At 65.6% G+C, this 19469-nt stretch carries 17 protein-coding genes; 8 read left to right on the top strand and 9 right to left on the bottom strand.

The genetic code is table 11. From position 1 onward, the window contains the following. Nucleotides 1-21: 21 nt before the first annotated feature. The 7 genes from AZKH_RS19195 to AZKH_RS27735 all read right to left on the bottom strand — a co-directional run bounded on the left by AZKH_RS19195 (nucleotide 22) and on the right by AZKH_RS27735 (nucleotide 4133). Complete coding sequence (locus AZKH_RS19195) at nucleotides 22-939, bottom strand: metal ABC transporter substrate-binding protein (RefSeq protein WP_015437458.1); 918 nt, start codon at nucleotides 937-939, stop codon at nucleotides 22-24. 13 nt (nucleotides 940-952) lie between these two features. Then, on the bottom strand, nucleotides 953-1822 hold the full coding sequence (locus AZKH_RS19190; protein ID WP_015437457.1) for a metal ABC transporter permease: 870 nt from the start codon (nucleotides 1820-1822) through the stop codon (nucleotides 953-955). Then, the gene (aztA, locus tag AZKH_RS19185) at nucleotides 1819-2577 is read right to left on the bottom strand and encodes a zinc ABC transporter ATP-binding protein AztA (RefSeq protein ID WP_041656406.1); all 759 of its coding nucleotides are present in this window, start codon (nucleotides 2575-2577) and stop codon (nucleotides 1819-1821) included. Before aztA ends, AZKH_RS19190 begins: the two co-directional genes overlap by 4 nt. Further along, nucleotides 2574-2816, bottom strand: a complete 243-nt coding sequence (locus tag AZKH_RS19180; RefSeq protein ID WP_156822129.1) for a hypothetical protein — start codon at nucleotides 2814-2816, stop codon at nucleotides 2574-2576. The genes aztA and AZKH_RS19180 overlap by 4 nt, the downstream gene beginning before the upstream one ends. Nucleotides 2817-2870: 54 nt before the next feature. Further along, the gene (locus AZKH_RS19175; RefSeq protein ID WP_015437455.1) at nucleotides 2871-3317 is read right to left on the bottom strand and encodes a Fur family transcriptional regulator; all 447 of its coding nucleotides are present in this window, start codon (nucleotides 3315-3317) and stop codon (nucleotides 2871-2873) included. A gap of 72 nt (nucleotides 3318-3389) precedes the next feature. Beyond that, complete coding sequence (locus tag AZKH_RS19170) at nucleotides 3390-3755, bottom strand: PilZ domain-containing protein (RefSeq protein ID WP_041657595.1); 366 nt, start codon at nucleotides 3753-3755, stop codon at nucleotides 3390-3392. 237 nt (nucleotides 3756-3992) lie between these two features. Beyond that, nucleotides 3993-4133, bottom strand: a complete 141-nt coding sequence (locus AZKH_RS27735; RefSeq protein WP_231874577.1) for a hypothetical protein — start codon at nucleotides 4131-4133, stop codon at nucleotides 3993-3995. Between AZKH_RS27735 and AZKH_RS19165 the strand changes: the two genes are divergently transcribed. The 6 genes from AZKH_RS19165 (at nucleotide 4089) to AZKH_RS19140 (ending at nucleotide 13987) form a co-directional block, all read left to right on the top strand. Beyond that, nucleotides 4089-6152, top strand: a complete 2064-nt coding sequence (locus AZKH_RS19165; protein WP_231874559.1) for a type I secretion system permease/ATPase — start codon at nucleotides 4089-4091, stop codon at nucleotides 6150-6152. The genes AZKH_RS27735 and AZKH_RS19165 overlap by 45 nt on opposite strands. Beyond that, entirely contained in the window at nucleotides 6152-7567 is a 1416-nt protein-coding gene (locus AZKH_RS19160) for an HlyD family type I secretion periplasmic adaptor subunit (protein WP_015437451.1), read from the top strand. The genes AZKH_RS19165 and AZKH_RS19160 overlap by 1 nt, the downstream gene beginning before the upstream one ends. Further along, on the top strand, nucleotides 7564-8187 hold the full coding sequence (locus AZKH_RS19155; protein ID WP_015437450.1) for a LuxR C-terminal-related transcriptional regulator: 624 nt from the start codon (nucleotides 7564-7566) through the stop codon (nucleotides 8185-8187). The genes AZKH_RS19160 and AZKH_RS19155 overlap by 4 nt, the downstream gene beginning before the upstream one ends. A 3-nt stretch (nucleotides 8188-8190) precedes the next feature. After that, entirely contained in the window at nucleotides 8191-8538 is a 348-nt protein-coding gene (locus tag AZKH_RS19150; RefSeq protein ID WP_015437449.1) for a hypothetical protein, read from the top strand. A gap of 166 nt (nucleotides 8539-8704) precedes the next feature. Next, complete coding sequence (locus AZKH_RS19145) at nucleotides 8705-12694, top strand: hypothetical protein (RefSeq protein ID WP_015437448.1); 3990 nt, start codon at nucleotides 8705-8707, stop codon at nucleotides 12692-12694. A gap of 69 nt (nucleotides 12695-12763) precedes the next feature. Beyond that, nucleotides 12764-13987 (top strand): glycosyltransferase, encoded by a 1224-nt coding sequence (locus AZKH_RS19140; RefSeq protein WP_015437447.1) that lies wholly within the window; start codon nucleotides 12764-12766, stop codon nucleotides 13985-13987. Between the two features lie 64 nt (nucleotides 13988-14051). On the opposite strand, the gene AZKH_RS19135 is transcribed toward AZKH_RS19140, so the two are convergent. Both AZKH_RS19135 and AZKH_RS19130 read right to left on the bottom strand, forming a co-directional pair. Continuing rightward, on the bottom strand, nucleotides 14052-15959 hold the full coding sequence (locus AZKH_RS19135) for a LapD/MoxY N-terminal periplasmic domain-containing protein (RefSeq protein ID WP_015437446.1): 1908 nt from the start codon (nucleotides 15957-15959) through the stop codon (nucleotides 14052-14054). Nucleotides 15960-16002: 43 nt separating this feature from the next. Further along, nucleotides 16003-16719 (bottom strand): transglutaminase-like cysteine peptidase, encoded by a 717-nt coding sequence (locus AZKH_RS19130; protein ID WP_015437445.1) that lies wholly within the window; start codon nucleotides 16717-16719, stop codon nucleotides 16003-16005. A 210-nt stretch (nucleotides 16720-16929) separates the two neighbouring features. Here AZKH_RS19130 and AZKH_RS19125 point away from each other — a divergent pair, with 210 nt between their 5' ends. Continuing rightward, entirely contained in the window at nucleotides 16930-18384 is a 1455-nt protein-coding gene (locus AZKH_RS19125; protein WP_015437444.1) for a TolC family outer membrane protein, read from the top strand. A gap of 89 nt (nucleotides 18385-18473) precedes the next feature. After that, nucleotides 18474-19322 (top strand): NADPH-dependent 7-cyano-7-deazaguanine reductase QueF, encoded by an 849-nt coding sequence (gene queF / locus AZKH_RS19120; protein ID WP_015437443.1) that lies wholly within the window; start codon nucleotides 18474-18476, stop codon nucleotides 19320-19322. Nucleotides 19323-19469: the final 147 nt, after the last annotated feature.

Here is a 19469-nt window from a genome sequence, read left to right as displayed (position 1 = left end):
CGCCGCCGCGAAGGGGCGAGCTCAGTTGGCGGCGAGGGCGCCGGCGAGCGTGCGGAGGTTGTGCCGCATCATCTCGAGGTAGGTCTTTGCCGGGCCGTCCGGGCCGGACAGCGCATCCGAATACAGGGTGCCGCCCATCCGCGCGCCGCTTTCCTTCTGGATCCGCGCGAGCAGCCGCGGATCGCTGATGTTCTCGACGAACACGGCAGGCACCTTTTCCTGGCGCAACTGGCGGATCAGCTTCGCGACGCCCGAGGCGGACGGTTCGGACTGGTTGCTGATTCCTGCGGGCGCGAGAAAGCGGATGCCGTAGGCGTGGGCGAAGTAGCCGAAGGCGTCGTGCGAGCTGACGACTTTGCGCCGCTCGGGCGGAATGCGCGCGAGCGCGGTGCGGATCTCGCCATCCAGGGTCTTCAGTTCCGCAATGTAGCGCTTGCCGTTATCGCGGTAGCTCGGCGCGCCAGCCGGATCGATCTGGGCGAGTGCGTCGACGATGTTGGAGACATAGCGCTGGGCGCGGGTGGCGTCCTGCCAGGCGTGGGGGTCGATCGTGTCATGGTGCCCTGCGCCCCCCGGGGCGTCCTCGTGCTCGTCCGGTGCTGCGATCGGCTCGATGCCGGTGCTTGCGACCAGCACGCGCCCTTTGTATCCCGCGGTCTGCGCGAGGCGATCGAGCCAGGGGTCGAAGCCCAGTCCGCTGGCGACGACCAGCTGCGCCGAACGCAGCTTGCGCGCGTCCGAGGGGCGGGGCTCGAAATTGTGCGCATCTTCGCCGGGACCGACGAGCGCGGTGACATGCACGCGTTCGCCGCCGACCTGGCGCACGAGGTCTCCCAGGATGCTGAAGCTCGCGACGACCTCCAGCGGTGCGGCAGCCGCGTTGAACGGAATCAGCGCGAGGGCGAGCGCCGCTCCGAGGATATGACGGAGAAGTGACATGCGATGGACTGTCTCAGGATTCGAAATGGGGCCGGCGGTCGAGCTTGGCGCCGAGCATTCCACCCGGCGCGAGGGCGAGGGACGCCATGTAGACGAGGCCGGTCGCCAGGATGATCGAGGGGCCCGCCGGGACGTCGAGATGGAAGGACACCAGCAGGCCGCAGACGCCGCTGCCGAGCGCGATGACGACAGCGAGACCGATCATGGCTGGCAGGTGGCGCACCCATAGGCGGGCCGCCGCCGCCGGCAGGATCATGATGCCGACGGCCATCAGCGTGCCGAGCGCATGGAATCCGCTGACGAGATTGAGGACCACCAGCACCAGGAAGCCGTAGTGCGCGATCGGACTGGCGGTCGACACGCCGCGCAGGAAGGCGGAGTCGAAGCATTCCAGCACCAGCGGGCGGTAGAGGAGCGCCAGCGCGAGGAGCGTCAGCGTCGAAATGCTGCTGATCAGGACAAGGGAATTGTCGTCGAGCGCGAGCACCGAGCCGAACAGCACGTGCAGCAGGTCGAGATTGCGTCCCCGCAGCGACACGATCATGACGCCGGTGGCGATGGAGAGCAGGTAGAAGGCCGCGAGGCTCGTGTCCTCCTTCAGGATCGACGAGCGTGCGACGAGCCCGGCTGCGAGCGCGACGACCAGTCCGGCGACGATGCCGCCGACGGTCATCGCGCCGAGCGACAGCCCGAATGCGAGGTAGCCGATTGCCGCCCCCGGCAGGATCGCGTGGGCCATCGCATCGCCCATCAGGCTCATGCGCCGCAGCAGCAGGAAGACGCCGACGGGGGTGGCACCGAAGGCGAGCGCAAGGCAGCCGGCGAGTGCGCGGCGCATGAACTCGAATTCGGTGAATGGCGTGATGAGGGTGCTCTCGATCATGCCGCCTCCGCTTCCGGTCGGTGGCAGATCGGCGCGGTGGCGTCGAACTCGCCGGCGAGTCGCCGCGCGGTGGCCAGATTCTCGGGCGTCAGGACGGCCGCGGTGGGGCCGAAGCCGAGCGGTTCGCGCGCGAGCAGCAGACATTCGGGGAAGTGGCGGCGCACGAGTTCGAGATCGTGCAGCACGGCGAGGATCGTGCGACCTTCGGCGTGCCAACCGAGCACGAGCGTGATCAGATCCTCGGTCGTACGGGCGTCAATCGCGTTGAAGGGTTCGTCGAGCAGGAGCAGTTCGGCGTCCTGCAGCATCATGCGGGCGAAGCGTGCGCGCTGCAGTTGGCCGCCGGACAAGGCGCCGATCTGGCGCCTTTCGAAGCCGGACAGGCCGACCGCCGAGAGTGCCGCACGGACGCGCTCGGCCTGCTGACGGCTCAGGCCGCGGAAGGAGCCGATTTCGCGCCACAGTCCCATCGAGACCATGTCGAACACGGAGACCGGGAAGCTGCGGTCGAGTTCGCTCTGCTGCGGAAGATAGGCGATGCCGCCGGGGCCGGTGTCGAGGCGGTACCCGCCCTGCAGCGGCGGCAGTTCGCCGGTGAGGGCCTTGAACAGGGTCGACTTGCCGGCTCCGTTCGGACCGACGATCGCGACCAGTGAGCCGCGTGCGACGGTGCAGTTCAGGTGGTGCACGGCCGGGTGCCGGTCGTAGCCGATGGTCAAGTTTTCCAGACGCAGGACGGGGCTGTGCGGCTTCATGCGAGTGCCCATCCGACGATGACCCACAGCAACGCGGCGGCGGCGACGGCGATGGCGATGCGTGCGCCGGCGCCCAGGACGAGTGCCGTCGCCGGGAAGGGGGGGGCGGCGTCAGCTCCGTGACGGATGGTGGCGGAGGGGGCGGTGCGCGCATGCGGGTGAGCATGGGCGTGCAGATGTCCTCCATGAGCATCGTGCTGATGCATGGGTGTCGGAGAACGGTGGCTGATGGGGGGCATGTCGGGGGTCCGTTGCCTGGTGGCAATCATTTCGTTGTTTGTGTGGGGTGGGGCTCAGGCCCGGTTGGAACGCGTCCGTCCGCAATCGGCGCAGGTGCCGTGGATGACCAGTTCGGCGCGTTCGGTGCGGAAGCCTTCAGGCAGCCGCAAGCCTTCGTCGGGCTGGATCGATTCAAGGCAAACGACATGGCCGCAGCGGTTACAGTGGAAATGTGCATGCTCGCCGCCGGCATTCCGGCCTGCCTTGAAGCGACGGGCCCGGTCCGGCCCGATGACGCGGTGGGCGAGTTCGTGTTCGACCAACCAGTCGAGGATGCGGTACACGGTGACGCGGTCGTACGGCATGCCGCCGGTGGCGAGCGCCGCGGCAATCTCGTCGTGATTGAGCGACCGGTCGCTCGATTGCAACACATCCAGCACCGCAACGCGCGTGCGCGTGACGCGGCCGCCGCATGCGGCGATCAGCTCGGCGGCAGGATTGGGCGTGTGGGGAGTGGGCATGGTGCGGCGCCTTCGATGCTAATGCAACATTGTAGCATTAACATCGAGGGCCTCGCCCGCGCCGGTCGGCGCCTAGTCGCTCAGCAGCGCGCTGATTTCGCGGTGAAGCAGTTCGGGATCGCCGAGATTGAGTTCGAGCAGGCGTCGCAGGTGGGTGATGCTGTCGAGATCGATTTCGCGGCACAGGAGGCCGACACGGTCTGCTGCCATGTGGACGATTTCACCCTCCATCCGGATCGATGTGCCCGCATCGTCGAGTGCGACTTCGAGCAAACACCTTTTGCCTATTGTCAGGCGGGTCGTGGGAGCGATTCGCAGCAGTGCGCCCTTGAGGGACAGGTCACACACCTCGCACGCCGTTTCCGAATCCTCGATCGAAAGGGTCGCGCCGCTGCGGAATTGGATCCGTGAATATTTCCTGCGCTGGAGATCGTTCATTGTCTTGTCCTTGCGTGCGGCATCGTTGCGCGGGCCGCAGGTTTGTTGCATCCGCCGATTGTCGGACGATGTCATTTTTGCCGCAAGCGCAGCCGATGCCACGTTTCAAAGTTGCGTGAGCAACCTGTCACGCTTTGTTACAGTGGCCCATGGGAGAATCCGCCGACGCGCGAGGCCTTTCGTGTCGGTCCGGTCAGAGAAGAGAACGCTGTGGCAGAAGCATACGAACTGAAAGATTCAATTACGCGCGTCGACGAAGGAGTTGCGGGAGACGATAGGGAAGGCGGCGATGCCCTTCTCGAATGTCTGCTGCTCGTCGCCCGCGCGCACGGCATTGCGACCACGCGCGATGCGGCGATCGCCGGTCTGCCACTGCACGGCGGGCACCTCGTTCCCTCCCTGTTCGCCCGCGCCGCCCGTCGCGTCGGCATGAGCAGTAACATCGTCAAGCGACCGGTGGAGCGACTCAATGCCGCGCTGTTGCCGGCGATTCTCCTGCTTCGCGGCGACGAAGCCTGCGTTCTGCTCGGCTGGAGCGAGGATGGGAAGCGCGCCCGGCTGGTGTTCCCGGATCTCGGCGAGTCGGTCGTCGAGCTCGCGCGCGAGGAGCTCGATGCGCGCTACGCGGGCTTCGCGGTGTATGTCCGCCCCATGCTGCGTTTCGATGCGCGTGCGCCCGAGGTCAAGCAGGTCCGCCGCAAGCATTGGTTCTGGAGCGTGATCGGCGAGAACGCGGCGCTGTATCGCGACGTGCTGATGGCGGCGCTCATGATCAACCTGTTCGCGCTCGCGACGCCGCTCTTCGTGATGAACGTCTACGACCGCGTCGTTCCGAACAATGCGATCGACACGCTGTGGGTGCTCGCGATCGGCATCGTCGTCGTGCTGATCGGTGATTTCGCGCTGCGCACGATGCGCGGCTATTTCGTCGATCTCGCCGGCAGTCGAGCCGACGTGAAACTGTCCGCCTACATCATGGAGCGCGTGCTGGGCATGCGCATGGAAGATCGACCCGCGTCGGCCGGCTCCTTCGCGGCGAATCTGCGCGCGTTCGAATCCGTGCGCGATTTCATCAGCTCGGCGACGGCGGTGGCCTTCATCGACGTGCCGTTTGCGCTGATCTTCCTGGCATTGATGCTATGGATTGCATGGCCCCTGGTGATCCCCTTCCTGGTCGGTGTCGTCGTGCTGCTCGTCTACGCCACGACCGTGCAGGGCAAGATGCACGACTTGGCGGAGACGACCTACCGCGCCGGCGCCCAGCGCAACGCGACGCTGATCGAAGGTCTGGTGGGGCTGGAGACGGTCAAGGCGCTCGGCGCCGAGGGGCCGATGCAGCGCCGCTGGGAGAAGAGCGCCGCCTTACTCGCGCGCGTGAGCACCCAGCTGCGGATGCTGTCGGCGAGCGCGTCCAACGGGGCGTCGTGGATTTCGCAGATGGTCAGCGTCGTGATCATCATCATCGGCGCGCACCTGATCGGCGAAGGGGTGCTCAGCGTCGGCGGGCTGGTGGCCTGCTACATGCTGTCATCGCGGGCGATGGCCCCGATTGGGCAGGTCGCCGGGCTGCTGGTGCAGTATCACGTCGCCTCGACCTCGCTGAGTTCGCTCGACGCGCTGATGAAGCGCGACGTGGAGCGGCCGGAAGGCGCCAATTTCATCAGCCGGCAGACGTTGCAGGGCGAGATCGAATTCCGCGACGTCGGCTTCAGCTACCCGGACCAGGAGACCGCGGCGCTGCGCAACGTCTCGCTGCACATCCGGCCCGGCGAGCACGTCGCGATCCTTGGTCGTGTCGGTTCCGGCAAGACGACGCTCGAAAAGCTGATCCTCGGACTGTATCGTCCGACGGCCGGCACCGTGCTGGTGGATGGCGTCGATCAGCGCCAGCTCGATCCGGCCGAGTTGCGCCGTCACATCGGCTACGTGCCGCAAGATGTGACGCTCTTCTATGGCTCACTGCGCGAAAACATCACGATGGCCGTGCCGCTCGCCGAAGACGCGGCGGTCTTGCGTGCGGCCGATATTGCCGGCATTTCGCAGTTCGCCAACGCGCATCCGCAAGGCTTCGACATGCAGGTCGGCGAGCGCGGCGGACAACTGTCCGGCGGGCAGCGCCAGGGGGTCGCGATCGCCCGTGCGGTGATCGGCGATCCGTCGATCCTGCTCTTCGACGAGCCGACCGCGTCGATGGACCAGTCGAGCGAAGAGGAAGTGAAGCGCCGCCTGCGCGAATACGCACTGGGGCGGACGCTGGTCCTGGTGACGCACCGCACGTCGCTGCTCGATCTGGTCGATCGCATCATCGTCGTCGATGGTGGTCGCATTGTGGCGGATGGACCTAAAGCCCAGGTGGTCGAAGCACTGCGTCAGGGACGTATCGGGAGGGCGCTGTGATGAGCGAAGCAGGTCAGCGCGCCTTCGAGCGCATCGGCGACGTCTCCGGTTCCCTGGCCAAGCCGGCGCGCCCGATCATGGATCAGATCTTCTCGACGCTGCTTCCGCCCGGCCCGGATAGCAGTCTGGACTGGGCTTCGGACGCGGATTGGGCCTGTCTCGAACAGGAGCCGCTGCGGGCCCGGGCCCTGTTGCGCTATGTGGTGGTGGTGGTCGTGCTGCTCGTCGTGTGGGCGGCCTTCGCCCATGTGGACGAAGTGACGCGCGGCGAGGCGAAAGTGATTCCGTCGTCGCAGCTTCAGGTCGTGCAGACCGTCGACGGCGGCGTGGTCGAGGAAATGCTGGTGCGCGAAGGGCAGGTGGTCAATGCGGGTGACGTCCTGCTGCGCATCGATCCGACGCGTTTCGTCTCCTCTCTGCGTGAGAATCGCGCGGAATATCTCGCGCTGCAAGCGAAGGGGGCGCGGCTGCAGGCGCTCACCGATGGCACGCGGCTCGACCTGCCGAAGGACGTGTTGCGCGATTCGCCTGAAATCGCCGAGCATGAGCGCCGCCTCTACGACTCGAGCGTCGCCGGCATGGACGCGCAGCTCTCGATCGCGCGCCAGCAGCTCGCGCAACGGCAACAGGAGCTCAATGAAATCCGCGCCCGCAACGAGCAGGCGACCCGCGGCTACGACCTGGCGATGCAGGAGCTGACCGTCACCCGCCCGCTGATGAAGTCGGGGGCGGTGTCGGAGGTCGATGTGCTGCGCCTGGAGCGCGAAGTGGCGCGCCTGCGCGGCGACCGGGAGCAGTCGGCGGCGCAGATTTCGCGCATCCAATCGGCGATCTCCGAGGCGTCGCGCAAGATCCAGGAGGTCGAGCTGACCGTTCGCAATCAGATGCGCAACGAACTGTCGGACACGATGGCGAAACTCGCCAGCCTGTCCGAAGGCAGCCGTACGCTGGCGGACCGCGTCAAGCACGCCGAAGTCCGCTCGCCGGTCCGCGGCACCGTCAAGCGTCTGCTGGTCAATACCGTCGGCGGCGTCGTACAGCCCGGCAAGGAAGTCGTCGAGATCGTACCGCTCGACGATGCGTTGATCCTGGAGGTACGGATCAAGCCGAAGGACATCGCCTTCCTGCATCCCGACCAGCGGGCGCTGGTGAAGTTCACCGCTTACGATTACTCGATCTATGGTGGCCTCGAAGCGGTGGTCGAGCAAATCGGCGCCGATACCGTGACCGACAACAAGGGCGAAGCCTTCTACAACGTCCGTGTGCGGACAATCAAGTCGAGCCTCGGCGAAAATCTACCCATCATTCCCGGCATGGTTGCCGAGGCGGATATCATCTCGGGCAAGAAGACCGTCCTGTCCTACCTCCTGAAACCCGTCCTTCGCGCGAAGGCCAACGCACTGACCGAACGATGAGCCGGCAATTTTTCGTATCCTCCCCCTCGGTGCGGGCTCCGCAGCGCTGGCAGCAGGCCTTCCCGGATGGAATCGCGGCGGTCGAAGGTGAAGTCCGGCCGATCGCGAATTCCGGCGATCTCGTCTGGGTCAGCACCAGCCTGCCGGGCTGGGAGCGGCTGGTGCGCCTGCTGGCGACGTCGGAACGGGCCTGCCCGGTGGCCGTGCTCTCGTACGCCCCGGGTGACGACGAAGGCATCCAGGCCCTCGGCGCGGGAGCGCGGGCCTACTGCCACGCCCTGGCCGTCCCCGAGTTGCTCCGCGAAGTCGTCCAGGTCGTGCGACATGGCGGACTGTGGGTGGGGGCTGCGCTGATGAGCCGTATCCTCGGAGCCGCCGGCCGTGCGCTGCCGGCAGTTGCCGACGAGCCGCTGCTCCAGCTGCTGACCGATCGCGAAGCCGAAGTCGCGCGGGCGGCTGCAACGGGGCAGTCGAACAAGGAGATCGCCGCGGTCCTCGGCGTGACCGAACGCACCGTCAAGGCGCATCTGGCCGCCGTCTTCGAAAAGCTCGGCGTGCGCGACCGCCTGCAACTGATCCTGCGGTTGTCGCAGCAGGGTGTGCCGGTGGGGGCGCGATAAACGATGATCTTCGTGAAACGCGATTCGTCCGGTGCGATTCTCGCGGTCAGCCGGGAGCCCCTGCCGACTGAGCCGAGCGGCGCGAACCCCTGGCAGCCGGCGCGCGGCGACGAGCCCGAGGTCGTGGCGTTCAGCCACGCCGTCGTCTCCGAGGCGAACCCGCTGGGAACCACCGACCTGGGCCTCGTGCGCGTCCTCGAGGACCTCATCGAACTACTCGTCGATCGATCCGTGATCCGCTTCACCGATCTGCCGGCTGCAGCGCAGGCCAAGCTCAACGAACGGCGAAGCACCCGCGTAGCCATGCAGGAACTCCGGCTGCTCGACGAGGACGGCGGGGATCTGATTTAGCCCTTGCGGCGCGGATTCGCGTCCCCCGTTCCTTGCGTGACTTTTGTCACGCGACCTGTCCACCGGGCCAATGGGCCGCCAAAGTTGCCCTGATTAAGCTTGCCTCAAATGGAACAAGTCCGTGACGTTCGACAGGGCGTGCGGCGACCTTCAGGGAGCAAGAATCATGGCTGATCCGATTGCAATCGTCGTAGCGGTAAGCGGTCGCGCATTCGTCCGCGATGCGGAAGGGAAGATCCGGCCCGTCAAGGACGGCGATGCGCTGTACGACGGCGAGTCGATCGTCACCGAGGGTAACGGCCGCGTCGAACTGGTGACGCTCGAAGGAGACCCCTTCGTCGTCGCGCAGAACCAGACCGTCAAGCTCAGCGCCGACATGACCCATGGCGGACATCCCGACGCCGGAGATGCCCACATCGCGTCCGGCACGATCGCGCAGGTGATCGAAGCGGTCAATCAGGGCGGCAATCTCGATGACCTCCTCGAAGCGCCTGCGGCCGGTCTCGCTGGCGGTAGCGGCGGCGAAGGCAACAGCTTCGTCCGTCTCCTGCGCATCGTCGAGAACGTCGATCCCTTCCAGCTCAACTTCGGCCTTATCGCGCAGGACGATCTCCTGCCGGTCCCGGCCGCAGTCCTGCCGACTCCGACTGCCACCGCGACCGTGACCACTCCGGTCGAAACGCTCACCGTCACGGTCACGGAGACCGTCACCGGCGTGATCACCGATACCGTCACAGGCATCGTCACTGAAACCGTGAGCGGCGTGGTCACCGAAACCGTCTCGGGCGTCGTGACCGACACCGTCAGCGCCCCCGCGACCGTCACGGTCACCGGCGTCCAGCAAGGCGTCGCGACGGAAACGCAGACCGTTACCGGTACCGCGCTGACCGACACGGTCACGTCCGGCACCGAGACCGTATCGGGCACGGTGGCAACGGAAACAGTCACGTCCGGTACGCAGACGGTCACCGGAACCGCGCTGACCGAGACGGTCACCGTCGGCACCGAAACCGTGACCGGAACGGCACAAACCGAGACGGTCACCGAGGGTACGCAGACTGTTACGGGCACGGTACTTACCGAAACCGTGACCTCCGGAACGCAAACCGTCACGGGCATCACGGAAACCCAGACCGTCACTTCGGGCACCCAGACCGTCACGGGCACGGCGCTGACCGAGACCGTCACGTCCGACACGCAGACTGTGACCGGCACCGCGTTGACGACGACTGTCACGGCCGGCACCGAGACGGTGACGGGGGTGACGGAAACCGAAACCGTGACTTCTGGGACCCAGACGGTAACCGGAACCGTGCTGACCGCAACGGTCACGACCGGCACGCAGACCGTCACCGGAACAACGGAGACCGACACCGTGACGTCCGGCACGCACACCGTCACTGGTACCGCACTGACCGAAACCGTCACGACCGGAACGGAAACGGTCAGCGGCACGACCCTCACCGAAACCGTGACTTCAGGCACGCACACCGTCACGGGCATCACGGAAACGGAAACTGTCACCTCGGGCACACAGACGGTTACCGGCACGGCTGCGACCGAGACGGTCACGTCGGGAACCGAAACCATTACCGGCACAGCGCTGACTGAAACGGTGACCTCGGGCACCGAGACCGTTAGCGGCACGACCCTCACCGAGACCGTGACCGCCGGTACCGAAACGATCACCGGAACCACGTTCACCGAAACCGTCACCCTCGGCACCGACACCGTTACCGGCACGATCCTCACCGAAACGGTGACCTTGGGCACCGAAACGATCAGCGGAACCGCCGTCACTGAGACCGTCTCGACCTGGACGGATACTGTCACCGGCACCGCGCTGACCGAGACCGTGACGACCGACACCCAGACGGTCACCGGCACGACGCTGACCGAAACCGTAACGTCCGGTACCGACACCGTCACCGGTACGGCACTGACCCAGACCGCGACGTCCGGCACCGAGACCGTCACCGGTACGACCCTGACCGAAACCATCACGACCGCGACAGCCACGGTCACGAGTTCCTACGTGACCGACACGGTCACCACCACGAGCTCGTTCAACATCGCCGACCTCTCGATCAAGGGCGCGGGCCCCGCCGAGTCGTACAACTACGCCCTGATCATCGGCAACGACACGCTGGTCGTGCGCTTCACGGATCCCAACTGGAGCACCGACAAGAACTACGCCGGCGGCGTCAACCCGTCGAATAGCCTGGGCATCGGCAACAACAACATGGATGCCGGGGAGCAGCTCAAGGTCGACTTCCTGAACCAGAACGGCGGACGGGAACTGTCCAACAATGTCCAGTTCCTGGTCCAGCAGGTCGGCGGGACTAACGGCGACTCCCTGAACTGGAAGGCCTATCGTGCCGGTGTCGAAGTTGCACACGGCGACATCACCGATTTCTCCAGCGACACGCTGCCGGCTATCAGTGTCACCGGAGGTTACGACGCCCTGCTGATTACGACGACCGGAGGCTCCTACAAGCTGAGCGCCGTCGTTGGTATCGCGACAGACGTTCTGGTCACTCAAACCATCACCGCGACCGAGTCTCACACCGCGACAACGACCGGGACGGCCATGACCGAAACGGTGACGACCGGCACCGAGACTGTGACCGGTACTGCGATGACCGACACCGTGACGTCCGGTACGCAGACCGTGACCGGCACCGCGATGACCGAGACCGTCACCTCGGGCACGCAGACGGTGACGGGGACGGCCGAGACCGAGACCGTGACCTCAGGCACGCAGACCGTCACCGGAACCGTGCTCACGGACACAGTGACTTCGGGCACGCATTCCGTTACCGGGACCGCGGAAACCGAGACCGTGACCTCGGGCACGCAGACTGTCACCGGCACTGCACTGACCGAGACGGTGACCACCGGGACGCACACCGTGACCGGTGTCGCCGAGACCGAAACTGTGACGCTCGGCACCCAAACCGTGAGCGGCACGACGCTGACCGAAACCTCGACCACGGGTACTCAGACGGTGACCGGCACCGCGATGACCGAAACGGTGACGTCCGGCACGGAAACGGTGAGCGGCACCGTGCTGACCGAAACGGTCACTACCGGTACGGAAACGATCACGGGTACGACGCTGACCGAGACGGTCACGTCCGGAACCGAGACCGTGAGCGGTACTGCGCTGAATGAGACCGTCACCGTCGGGACCGAGACCGTCACGGGCACGGCACTGACCGAAACCGTCACGTCCGGCACCCAGACGGTTGTGGGGGCCGCGGAAACCACGACCGTGTCGATATGGACGGAGACCGTCACTGGTACGACGCTGACCGAAACCGTGACCACCGATACGCATACCGTGACTGGAACGGCAGCGACCGAAACGGTGACCTTGGGCACCGAAACGATCACCGGCGTGACGCATACCGACACCGTCACTTCCGGTACCGAGGTCGTCACGGGCACTGTCATGACCGAGACCGTCACCAGCGGCACCGAGACCGTGACCGGCACGCATGCCACCGAAACGGTCTCGACCTGGACGGAGACCGTCACCGGCACGGCACATACAGAGACCGTCACGTCCGGAACCGAAACGGTCACCGGCACCGCGCTGACCGAGACGGTGACGGGCACCTCGCTCGCCGAGAACGGTACCGACACCGTGACTTGGGCGACAGAAACCGTGACCGGCACCGCGCTGACCGAAACGGTGACCTCGGATACCCACACCGTGAGCGGCACGGCGCTGACCGACACGGTCACCTCCGGCACCGAAACCGTCACGCACCTGACCGAAACCGTGACGTCGGCGACCGAAACGGTCGGCGGGCCGACCGAAACGGTCACCGTGTCCGAGTTCACGGATACCGTCACGGTCACCCACTTCACCGACACGGTCACGGTCACCGAGTTCACGCAAACCGTCACCAGCGCCTTCACGGATACCGTCACCGGTACGGTCGAGGTGACGGCGCAGGATGGCCAGGCCACCACGGTGGTCCAGCCGCTTGCGGCGCACGACGTGATCAGCGACGATCAGCACCTGATCGCCAATGCCGGACAGACCGGCAGCGGCACGAGCGGTTCGGATCTGAGCTCGCTGAGCGGGTTCGATCAGGACGCGATCAACCGGATCCTGCGTAACGATACGCCGCACACGGATAACTGATCGCTTGCTTGACGACGGATGGCGGGCAAGTCCCGCCATCCTGTTTTGTTTTCGGAGAAACGGAATCAGATGCGGGTACTGTTCATTCACGAAGGCTTGGGACAATTCCACACGTTGCACGAGTACCTGAACGCACAAGGGCTCGCCCAGTCGTGGTTCCTGTGCTCCACCTCCGTGTATCAGGCCAACAAGGACAAGGTGCCGAATCTCGTCCCCTTCCAGGTCGCCTCCGAGAACGCCAACACCTACTTCTATACCAAGAACCTCGAAGCACGCATCCAGCGCTCCTTCCTGATCAAGAAGGCCATTTCCGAGCTCCTCGAGCGTCAGGGGCTGGATCTGATCGTCGCGCATGGCTCGGGCGGCTTTCCGCTGCAGCTCTTCGGCGAGTTCGACATCCCGATCATCACCTACATCGAATTCCCGTCCTTCACGCACCACGGCTGCGACCCGAAGTACCCGCAACCGGATTACGCGACCTATCGCGACAAGGTGTTCGAGATGACGAGCTATCATCAGGCGCTCAAGAGCGACCTCGTCATCACGCCCAGCGAATACGCCAAGAAGATGTTCCCGAGCTGCCTGCACGACAAGATCGTTGCGCAGATGGAAGGCTTCGAGATCGGGCGCAAGCCGAGCACCTTCGTCAAGCGCGACGGCTACTTCCACATCGGCTTCTCCGCCCGCGACCTGTCATCGGCGAAGGGCTTCGAGCAGTTCATCCTGATCGCGAAGGAGATCCTCAAGGTCCGGCAGAACGTCCGTTTCGTCTTCTGCGGCGCGCCGAAGGTGCTCTACAGCTACGAGGAAGCCTTCCTGCAGTCGAACTTCGACAAGGACAGCCGGCCCGAGTCCTTCATGAAGTACGTGCTCGCGCGCGAAGGCATCACGCTCGATGACGATTCCGCCTTCCAGCACGTCAGTTTCGCGTCCTATGACGACTTCGCGAGCTACGTCGAAGCGATGGACATGTTCCTCTACCCGCTGCAGTACGGCTCGGCCAACTGGGGACTGTTCGAGCTGCTGTTCCGCGGCAAGGTGATCGTCGCGAGCGACCGCTGCTTCGTGCCTGAAGTCATCCGGCATCGGGACAACGGCCTGTTGTGCAAGTACGAGGACATCGCGGACTGGGTGCGCTACGCGACGGACATCATCGACGCGCCGGCAAAATTCAGCCACCTCGGCGAGCGCGCGCTGCAGGATGCGCATGAGCGCTTCCATATCAGCAGCGTCGCCGGCCGCTACCTCAGCGCTTTCGAAATGGCGATCCGTCGCCGTCGTCTCGGCGCCTGATCCGACCGATCCTCGATCCTGGAGCCGAACCCGGCCGATTCGCCGGTTCGGCCCACCGCCGGCCTCAGGTCGGCATCCTAACCGCGCTGCCGGTCATGCCGTCGATGCCGAGGTCGGTCAGCGACGCCATTTCATTGTCCTGTCTCACGCCTTCGGCGATCGTCAGCAGCCCGATCGAGTGCGCGATTACGCACAGGCCGCGGAGGAAACTCTGATTGCCCTTGTCGGCGTCGATCCCGCGAACGATCGACGCATCGATCTTGAGGTAATCGAGCCCCAGTTCGTGCAGGTCGCTCATCTGCCCGAAGTGCGCCCCGACATGCTCGACGCCGACCTTGCATCCGGTCGGTTTCAGCGCAATGCAGAAGGAGCGGAACTCTTCGGTGTGCCGCAGCGCTCCGTATTCGGGCAGATCCAGCCACAGCTGCGCCGCCTCGGCCGGGCGGTCTTGCAGTAGCCGGAACAGCTCGCTGCGGAACGCCGCGTCGCATAGCGAGGCCGACGACAGGTTGATGCCGAGCGGATCGCCGGATGCCGCGATTTTGTCCAGCGCGGCGCGCACCACCGCGATGTCGAACTGCGGCAACAGCCCCAGGCGCGCCACCCAGGGCATGAAGACACCCGCCGGCTGCCATTCCCCGGCGAGTTGCAGGCGCATCGGCGCTTCGAAATGCATCAGCTTGCGGTCGCGGCTCACCACAGGATAGCGGCCCAGCCGCACGCCGTCCGCGTTCAGCGACTGCATCAGGGCCGAGCGCCAGCTCTGCAGGTCGGCGTGCAGCGGGCGTGCTTCGGGATTCTCGACGATGCGGATCGCGCGGCCGCCAGCCTGTTCGGCGGTGGCCAGGGCGCCGTCCACGCGCGCCAGCACGGCCGACCGCGTCTCGCCCGCCGCGTAGCGGCTCGCGGCGATGGGAAGCGCCGTGTCTTCGCCTTCCTTCGCCATCGTCCGCCGAAGTGCGTCCGCCACCTCCGCGGCGAGTCGCTCCGGATTGTCCTCGCCGGGTGCGACGAGCGCGAGGTCCGAACCGTTGATCCGGCCCGTTTCCCAGTCGGCATGCGGCGTCGCGACCGCCGCGAGGCACTCCGCAGTGCGCTTCAGCACGCGGTCCGCGCCTTCGCGCCCGAGCCGCTGGTTGAGAGCGGTCAGTTCTCCGATGCGCACGATCAGCAGGCTGCCGGTCGCCTGCGCATCGTCGCGCGATACGGCTGCGTGCAGCAGGTTCATGAACTGTTCACGACTGTACAGGCCGGTCAGGGCATCGTGTTGCACCTGCCGGCGCAGTTGCTCGAGACGCCCCGACTCCTCGGCAAGCATGGTCCGGACACGCACCGACAACGCGTTCATCGCGCGCACGACGCTGCGGAATTCGGTCGTTCCGGGTTCCGGCGTGGTGACGAAGCGCCGTCCCCCGATCGCCTCCGCCTGCTCGACCACTCCGTGCAGCGGACGGGTGATGTGGCGGATGATGAGGGTGCCGGTGATGCCTGTCAGGATGCCTCCGACCAGGAACCAGAGGAGTTGCTCGATCGTGCCCGTCCACAGCGCTTCATACGCATAGCGGCTGTGGCTTTCGAGCGACAGCGTGCCGAACTGGTGCCAGCCATCCTGCACCTGTGCGACTCCGGGCGGTGCGGCGATCGGCACGAGACGGGTGAACCAGTTCGGTGCGCCGGTGAGATCCCCCTCGTATTCGCGTTCGACCAACACGTCGCCCTTCGGGCTCACGAGGCGGATCAGGCGATAGTGCCCCGCATCGAACTGGGCGGCGATCTGCAACTCGACGGTCACCGGATCCTTGGGGAGTTGCGACAGCGACAATGCCAGCGACGTCGCGTTGTCGAGGTTCTTCACTCGAAGCTGCTGCTCGAGATAGTGCCGCGCGGACAGCGTGCTGACGATCAGGTTGCCCCCCAGCGCGAGGAGGGTCACGACCACGATCGCGATCCATAGCTGCTTGATCAGTGACATTGCGAATAGTCTCCGGAAATCCTCGTCGGCGATCCTGCTGCGCTCATTGCAGCCCCTCCTGTCGCATGCGCTCCAGCACGCTGCGCCAGCGTGACAGGCGTGTCGTCGGGTCGGCGCTGGAACTGCTCGAGCCGCCGACCCACAGCCCCTGGTCGTTGAAACTGAACACCGGGAAGAGATCCGGCCGTCGGGCGGCCGGGCGGATATCCCCGATGAGATTGTCGAGAATCAGTGGTTCGGCGTCGGGCGACGGGTAGTAGCCCAGCACCATGTGCGCCTGGGATACGCCGCTGCCCGGCGCCCCGATGCTCGCCCGCACGTAGATCAGTCGCAGTTTCTCGGCCGGGACGTCGAGCAGGCGCAGGCTGACGTATTTCGCGATCGCGAAGTCCTCGCAGTCGCCGGCCCTCTTCGCGAGCGTTTCAAGCGGGGTGGCCCAGTAATCCGGCTGATTCCAGACGACCGAGTCGTCCTCGAAGGCCGTCGTGCGGTTGATGAATGTATTGACCCGCCCGAGCCGATCCTGCTCGTCGACCGCCTTCGCGTCCGCGAGCATGCGCCGCCAGGCCGCGACCGAATCCGCGGCCGCCGCGCCGTACCGCTCCCGCGCGATCTGCTGCATGCGATCCAGGTCAGGCGTCGCCACCGACAAGCCGATCACGGCTGCGCCGACTATGGCCCATCCCGTGCGCCAGCGGACGATTGACGCCAGTCGGCCGAGCAGGATGCGGAATCGGTGCGGTCGAGGCGGCAAGCGCATGCACGAAGTCATAAGTCGATGACGGATTATCCGCCAAGCACCGTCACCCGTGTCCGGAATCGTCGCTTTCTCGCGACAAGTGTTGCGTAGTTCGCGTTCTGTCACGACTCGTAACATATAGCATTCGGGGCGACACCTCCGAATTGACCGCGTATCGGAGGTTCATCCAAGTTTATGCTATTTGTATTGGTGCAGCGCACAGGAGAAAACATGAGAAAGTTCGCTCTCGCGGCCGCGATCGCGGCGATCGCGGCGACACCCTTCGGGGCAGCGTCCGCTGTGCCCGATGCCCTTCGGGATGCAGCACGAAAAGCCGTCGTCACCAACCCCGAAGTTCAGGCAAGCTGGCACGTCTTCCGGGCGGCGACCGAGGACCAGTCCGTCGCCCGTTCGGGCTATCTCCCGCAGGTCGATGCCGTCGCGAGCATCGGCAGCGAACACGTGTGGCTGCAGGGGCAGGGCAACGATACCTTCGTCCATCGCAACGCGACGCTCGTGTTGAACCAGATGGTCTATGACGGGTTCTTCACGCGCAGCGAAGTCGCGCGCTTCGGCTATGCCAGGCTCGCCCGCTACTACGAATTCATGGGCGCGTCGGAATCGGCCGCGCTCGAAGCGCTGCGCGCCTACGCCGACGTCCTGCGCTACCGCGAACTCGTGACGCTCGCGCAGCAGAACTACGTGCAGCACAAGCAGACCGGCGATCAGATCGGCGAACGCGCCAATGCCGGCGTCGGTCGCCGCGTCGACCTCGAACAGGCCACCGGCCGCCTCGCGCTGGCCGAGTCCAACCTGCTGACCGAAGTGTCGAACCTGCACGACGTCAGCGCGCGCTACCAGCGTATCGTGGGCGACGTCCCCTCGACGAGCCTGCCTCCGTTCGCGCCCGGCGTGACGGTCGGCACGATTCCCCCGTCGGCCGGCGACGCGTTGCGCACCGCCTTCAATACCAGCCCGGTCCTCAACGCCACGGTCGAGAACGTGCGCTCCAGTCAGTCGCTGATCGATTCCCGCCGTGCGGCGTTCCAGCCCCGTGTGGACCTGCGCGCCCAGCAGGCCTTCGACAAGAACCTCGACGGCTTCAACGGGCGCTCGAGCGACGGCGTCGTGCAATTGGTCGTGACCTATAACCTGTTCCGCGGCGGCGCTGACGAGGCCCGGCTGCGCCAGGCGGGCGAATCGCTCAACCAAGCCAAGGATCTGCGTGAAAAGGCTTGCCGCGACGTCCGTCAGAACGTCGCGATCGCGTTCAACGACACCAATCGCCTGACCGAGCAGTTGCGCTACCTCGACCAGCACCAGCTGTCGATCGAGAAGGCCCGCGAAGCCTATCGGCGCCAGTTCGATATCGGACAACGTACGCTGCTCGACCTGCTCGACACCGAAAATGAGTACTTCGAGTCGCGGCGCGCCTACGTCAATGCGATCTACGATCAAGTGATCGCCCAGGGCCGGACCCTTGCCGGGATGGGCCAACTGATGAGCGCGATCGGCGTCGCACGCGAAGATCTGCCGTCGCCGTCCGAACTGGGTCAGGACCGTGCCGGCATCGATCCGGAAACGATGTGTCCGCCCGACGCGCCGCGTCCGCTGCAGATCGACAAGGCTGCGATCCTGTCCGAGGCGCTCAAGGCGTCCGGCGGCGTACCGCCGAAGGGCAAGTAAGCCCGGATCGGCCGCTCCCGTCCGGGAGCAGCTCGTGGGCCCCGTGGGGGAGTGCTGGTCCGGTTGCGCAATTGCTTTAGAATTCGGCAATGAGCGCACCAAAGCATTCCCCTCACGGCGCCGAACTCTCGCCCCTCGGCAAGAGCTCGGCCTATCGCGACACCTACGCCCCCGAACTGCTGTTTCCGATCGAGCGACAGATCAAGCGCAGCGAGATCGGGCTCGCCGCAGCTCAGCTCCCCTTCGTCGGAGAGGATCTGTGGAACGCCTACGAGCTGTCATGGCTCAATCCGCGCGGCAAGCCGGTGGTGGCCGTCGGCACCTTTCGCGTGCCGGCGGATTCTCCGCGGCTGATCGAATCGAAGTCGCTGAAGCTGTATCTCAACTCCCTGAACCAGAGCCGTTTCGCCGATGTGAGGGCACTGCAGGGCGTTATCGCGAGTGACCTTTCGCAGGCCGCGGGCGCCCCGGTCATGGTCGAGCTGCAGCCTCTCGCGGCACACCCCCTGCGGACGATCGAGTGGCCGCCGGGCGACAGCCTGGACGAGCTCGACATCGACATCGACACCTATTCGCCGTCGCCGGATTTTCTGGGCACGAACGGCGAGGGTGAGGTGAGCGAGACGCTGCATTCGCACCTGCTGAAATCCAACTGCCTCGTCACCGGTCAGCCCGACTGGGGATGCCTAGTCGTCCGCTATACCGGCCGACCCATCGATCGGGCGGGATTGCTCCGCTACATCTGTTCGTTCCGGCTGCACAATGAATTCCACGAACAGTGCGTGGAGCGGGTGTTCTGCGACATCCTGCGCTGCTGCGAGCCGCGATCGCTGGCAGTCTGGGCGCGCTACACGCGTCGCGGCGGGCTGGACATCAATCCCTTCCGTACCACCGGCGAGTTTTCCGCGCCGGAGAATGTCGCCGAAATCCGCCAGTGACGGGCCGGCGCACGGCGCACGGCGCGTCGGTGCGGCCGTTACAGTAGCGATGTCAACGCCAATCAGCATCCGGGCGTTGATTGCTTGAGCCCGATGAAGCCGGCTCAAGGGGCTCAGCCACACACCTATAAGACAGGTGTCTTTCGG

Origin of the sequence: Azoarcus sp. KH32C (genome assembly GCF_000349945.1) — a bacterium.
Taxonomy (GTDB): domain Bacteria; phylum Pseudomonadota; class Gammaproteobacteria; order Burkholderiales; family Rhodocyclaceae; genus Aromatoleum.
This window is presented reverse-complemented; position numbering and strand designations above follow the sequence as displayed.

Excerpts from the sequence above, each read along its gene's own strand:
- AZKH_RS19125 (WP_015437444.1), top strand. The coding sequence starts at position 16,930 with ATGAGAAAGTTCGCTCTCGCGGCCGCGATCGCGGCGATCGCGGCGACA.
- AZKH_RS19180 (WP_156822129.1), bottom strand. The coding sequence starts at position 2,816 with ATGCCCCCCATCAGCCACCGTTCTCCGACACCCATGCATCAGCACGAT.
- AZKH_RS19130 (WP_015437445.1), bottom strand. The coding sequence starts at position 16,719 with ATGCGCTTGCCGCCTCGACCGCACCGATTCCGCATCCTGCTCGGCCGA.
- AZKH_RS19190 (WP_015437457.1), bottom strand. The coding sequence starts at position 1,822 with ATGATCGAGAGCACCCTCATCACGCCATTCACCGAATTCGAGTTCATG.
- AZKH_RS19175 (WP_015437455.1), bottom strand. The coding sequence starts at position 3,317 with ATGCCCACTCCCCACACGCCCAATCCTGCCGCCGAGCTGATCGCCGCA.
- AZKH_RS19135 (WP_015437446.1), bottom strand. The coding sequence starts at position 15,959 with ATGTCACTGATCAAGCAGCTATGGATCGCGATCGTGGTCGTGACCCTC.
- AZKH_RS19155 (WP_015437450.1), top strand. The coding sequence starts at position 7,564 with ATGAGCCGGCAATTTTTCGTATCCTCCCCCTCGGTGCGGGCTCCGCAG.
- aztA (WP_041656406.1), bottom strand. The coding sequence starts at position 2,577 with ATGAAGCCGCACAGCCCCGTCCTGCGTCTGGAAAACTTGACCATCGGC.
- AZKH_RS19145 (WP_015437448.1), top strand. The coding sequence starts at position 8,705 with ATGGCTGATCCGATTGCAATCGTCGTAGCGGTAAGCGGTCGCGCATTC.
- AZKH_RS19150 (WP_015437449.1), top strand. The coding sequence starts at position 8,191 with ATGATCTTCGTGAAACGCGATTCGTCCGGTGCGATTCTCGCGGTCAGC.
- queF (WP_015437443.1), top strand. The coding sequence starts at position 18,474 with ATGAGCGCACCAAAGCATTCCCCTCACGGCGCCGAACTCTCGCCCCTC.
- AZKH_RS19140 (WP_015437447.1), top strand. The coding sequence starts at position 12,764 with ATGCGGGTACTGTTCATTCACGAAGGCTTGGGACAATTCCACACGTTG.
- AZKH_RS19160 (WP_015437451.1), top strand. The coding sequence starts at position 6,152 with ATGAGCGAAGCAGGTCAGCGCGCCTTCGAGCGCATCGGCGACGTCTCC.
- AZKH_RS19170 (WP_041657595.1), bottom strand. The coding sequence starts at position 3,755 with ATGAACGATCTCCAGCGCAGGAAATATTCACGGATCCAATTCCGCAGC.
- AZKH_RS19195 (WP_015437458.1), bottom strand. The coding sequence starts at position 939 with ATGTCACTTCTCCGTCATATCCTCGGAGCGGCGCTCGCCCTCGCGCTG.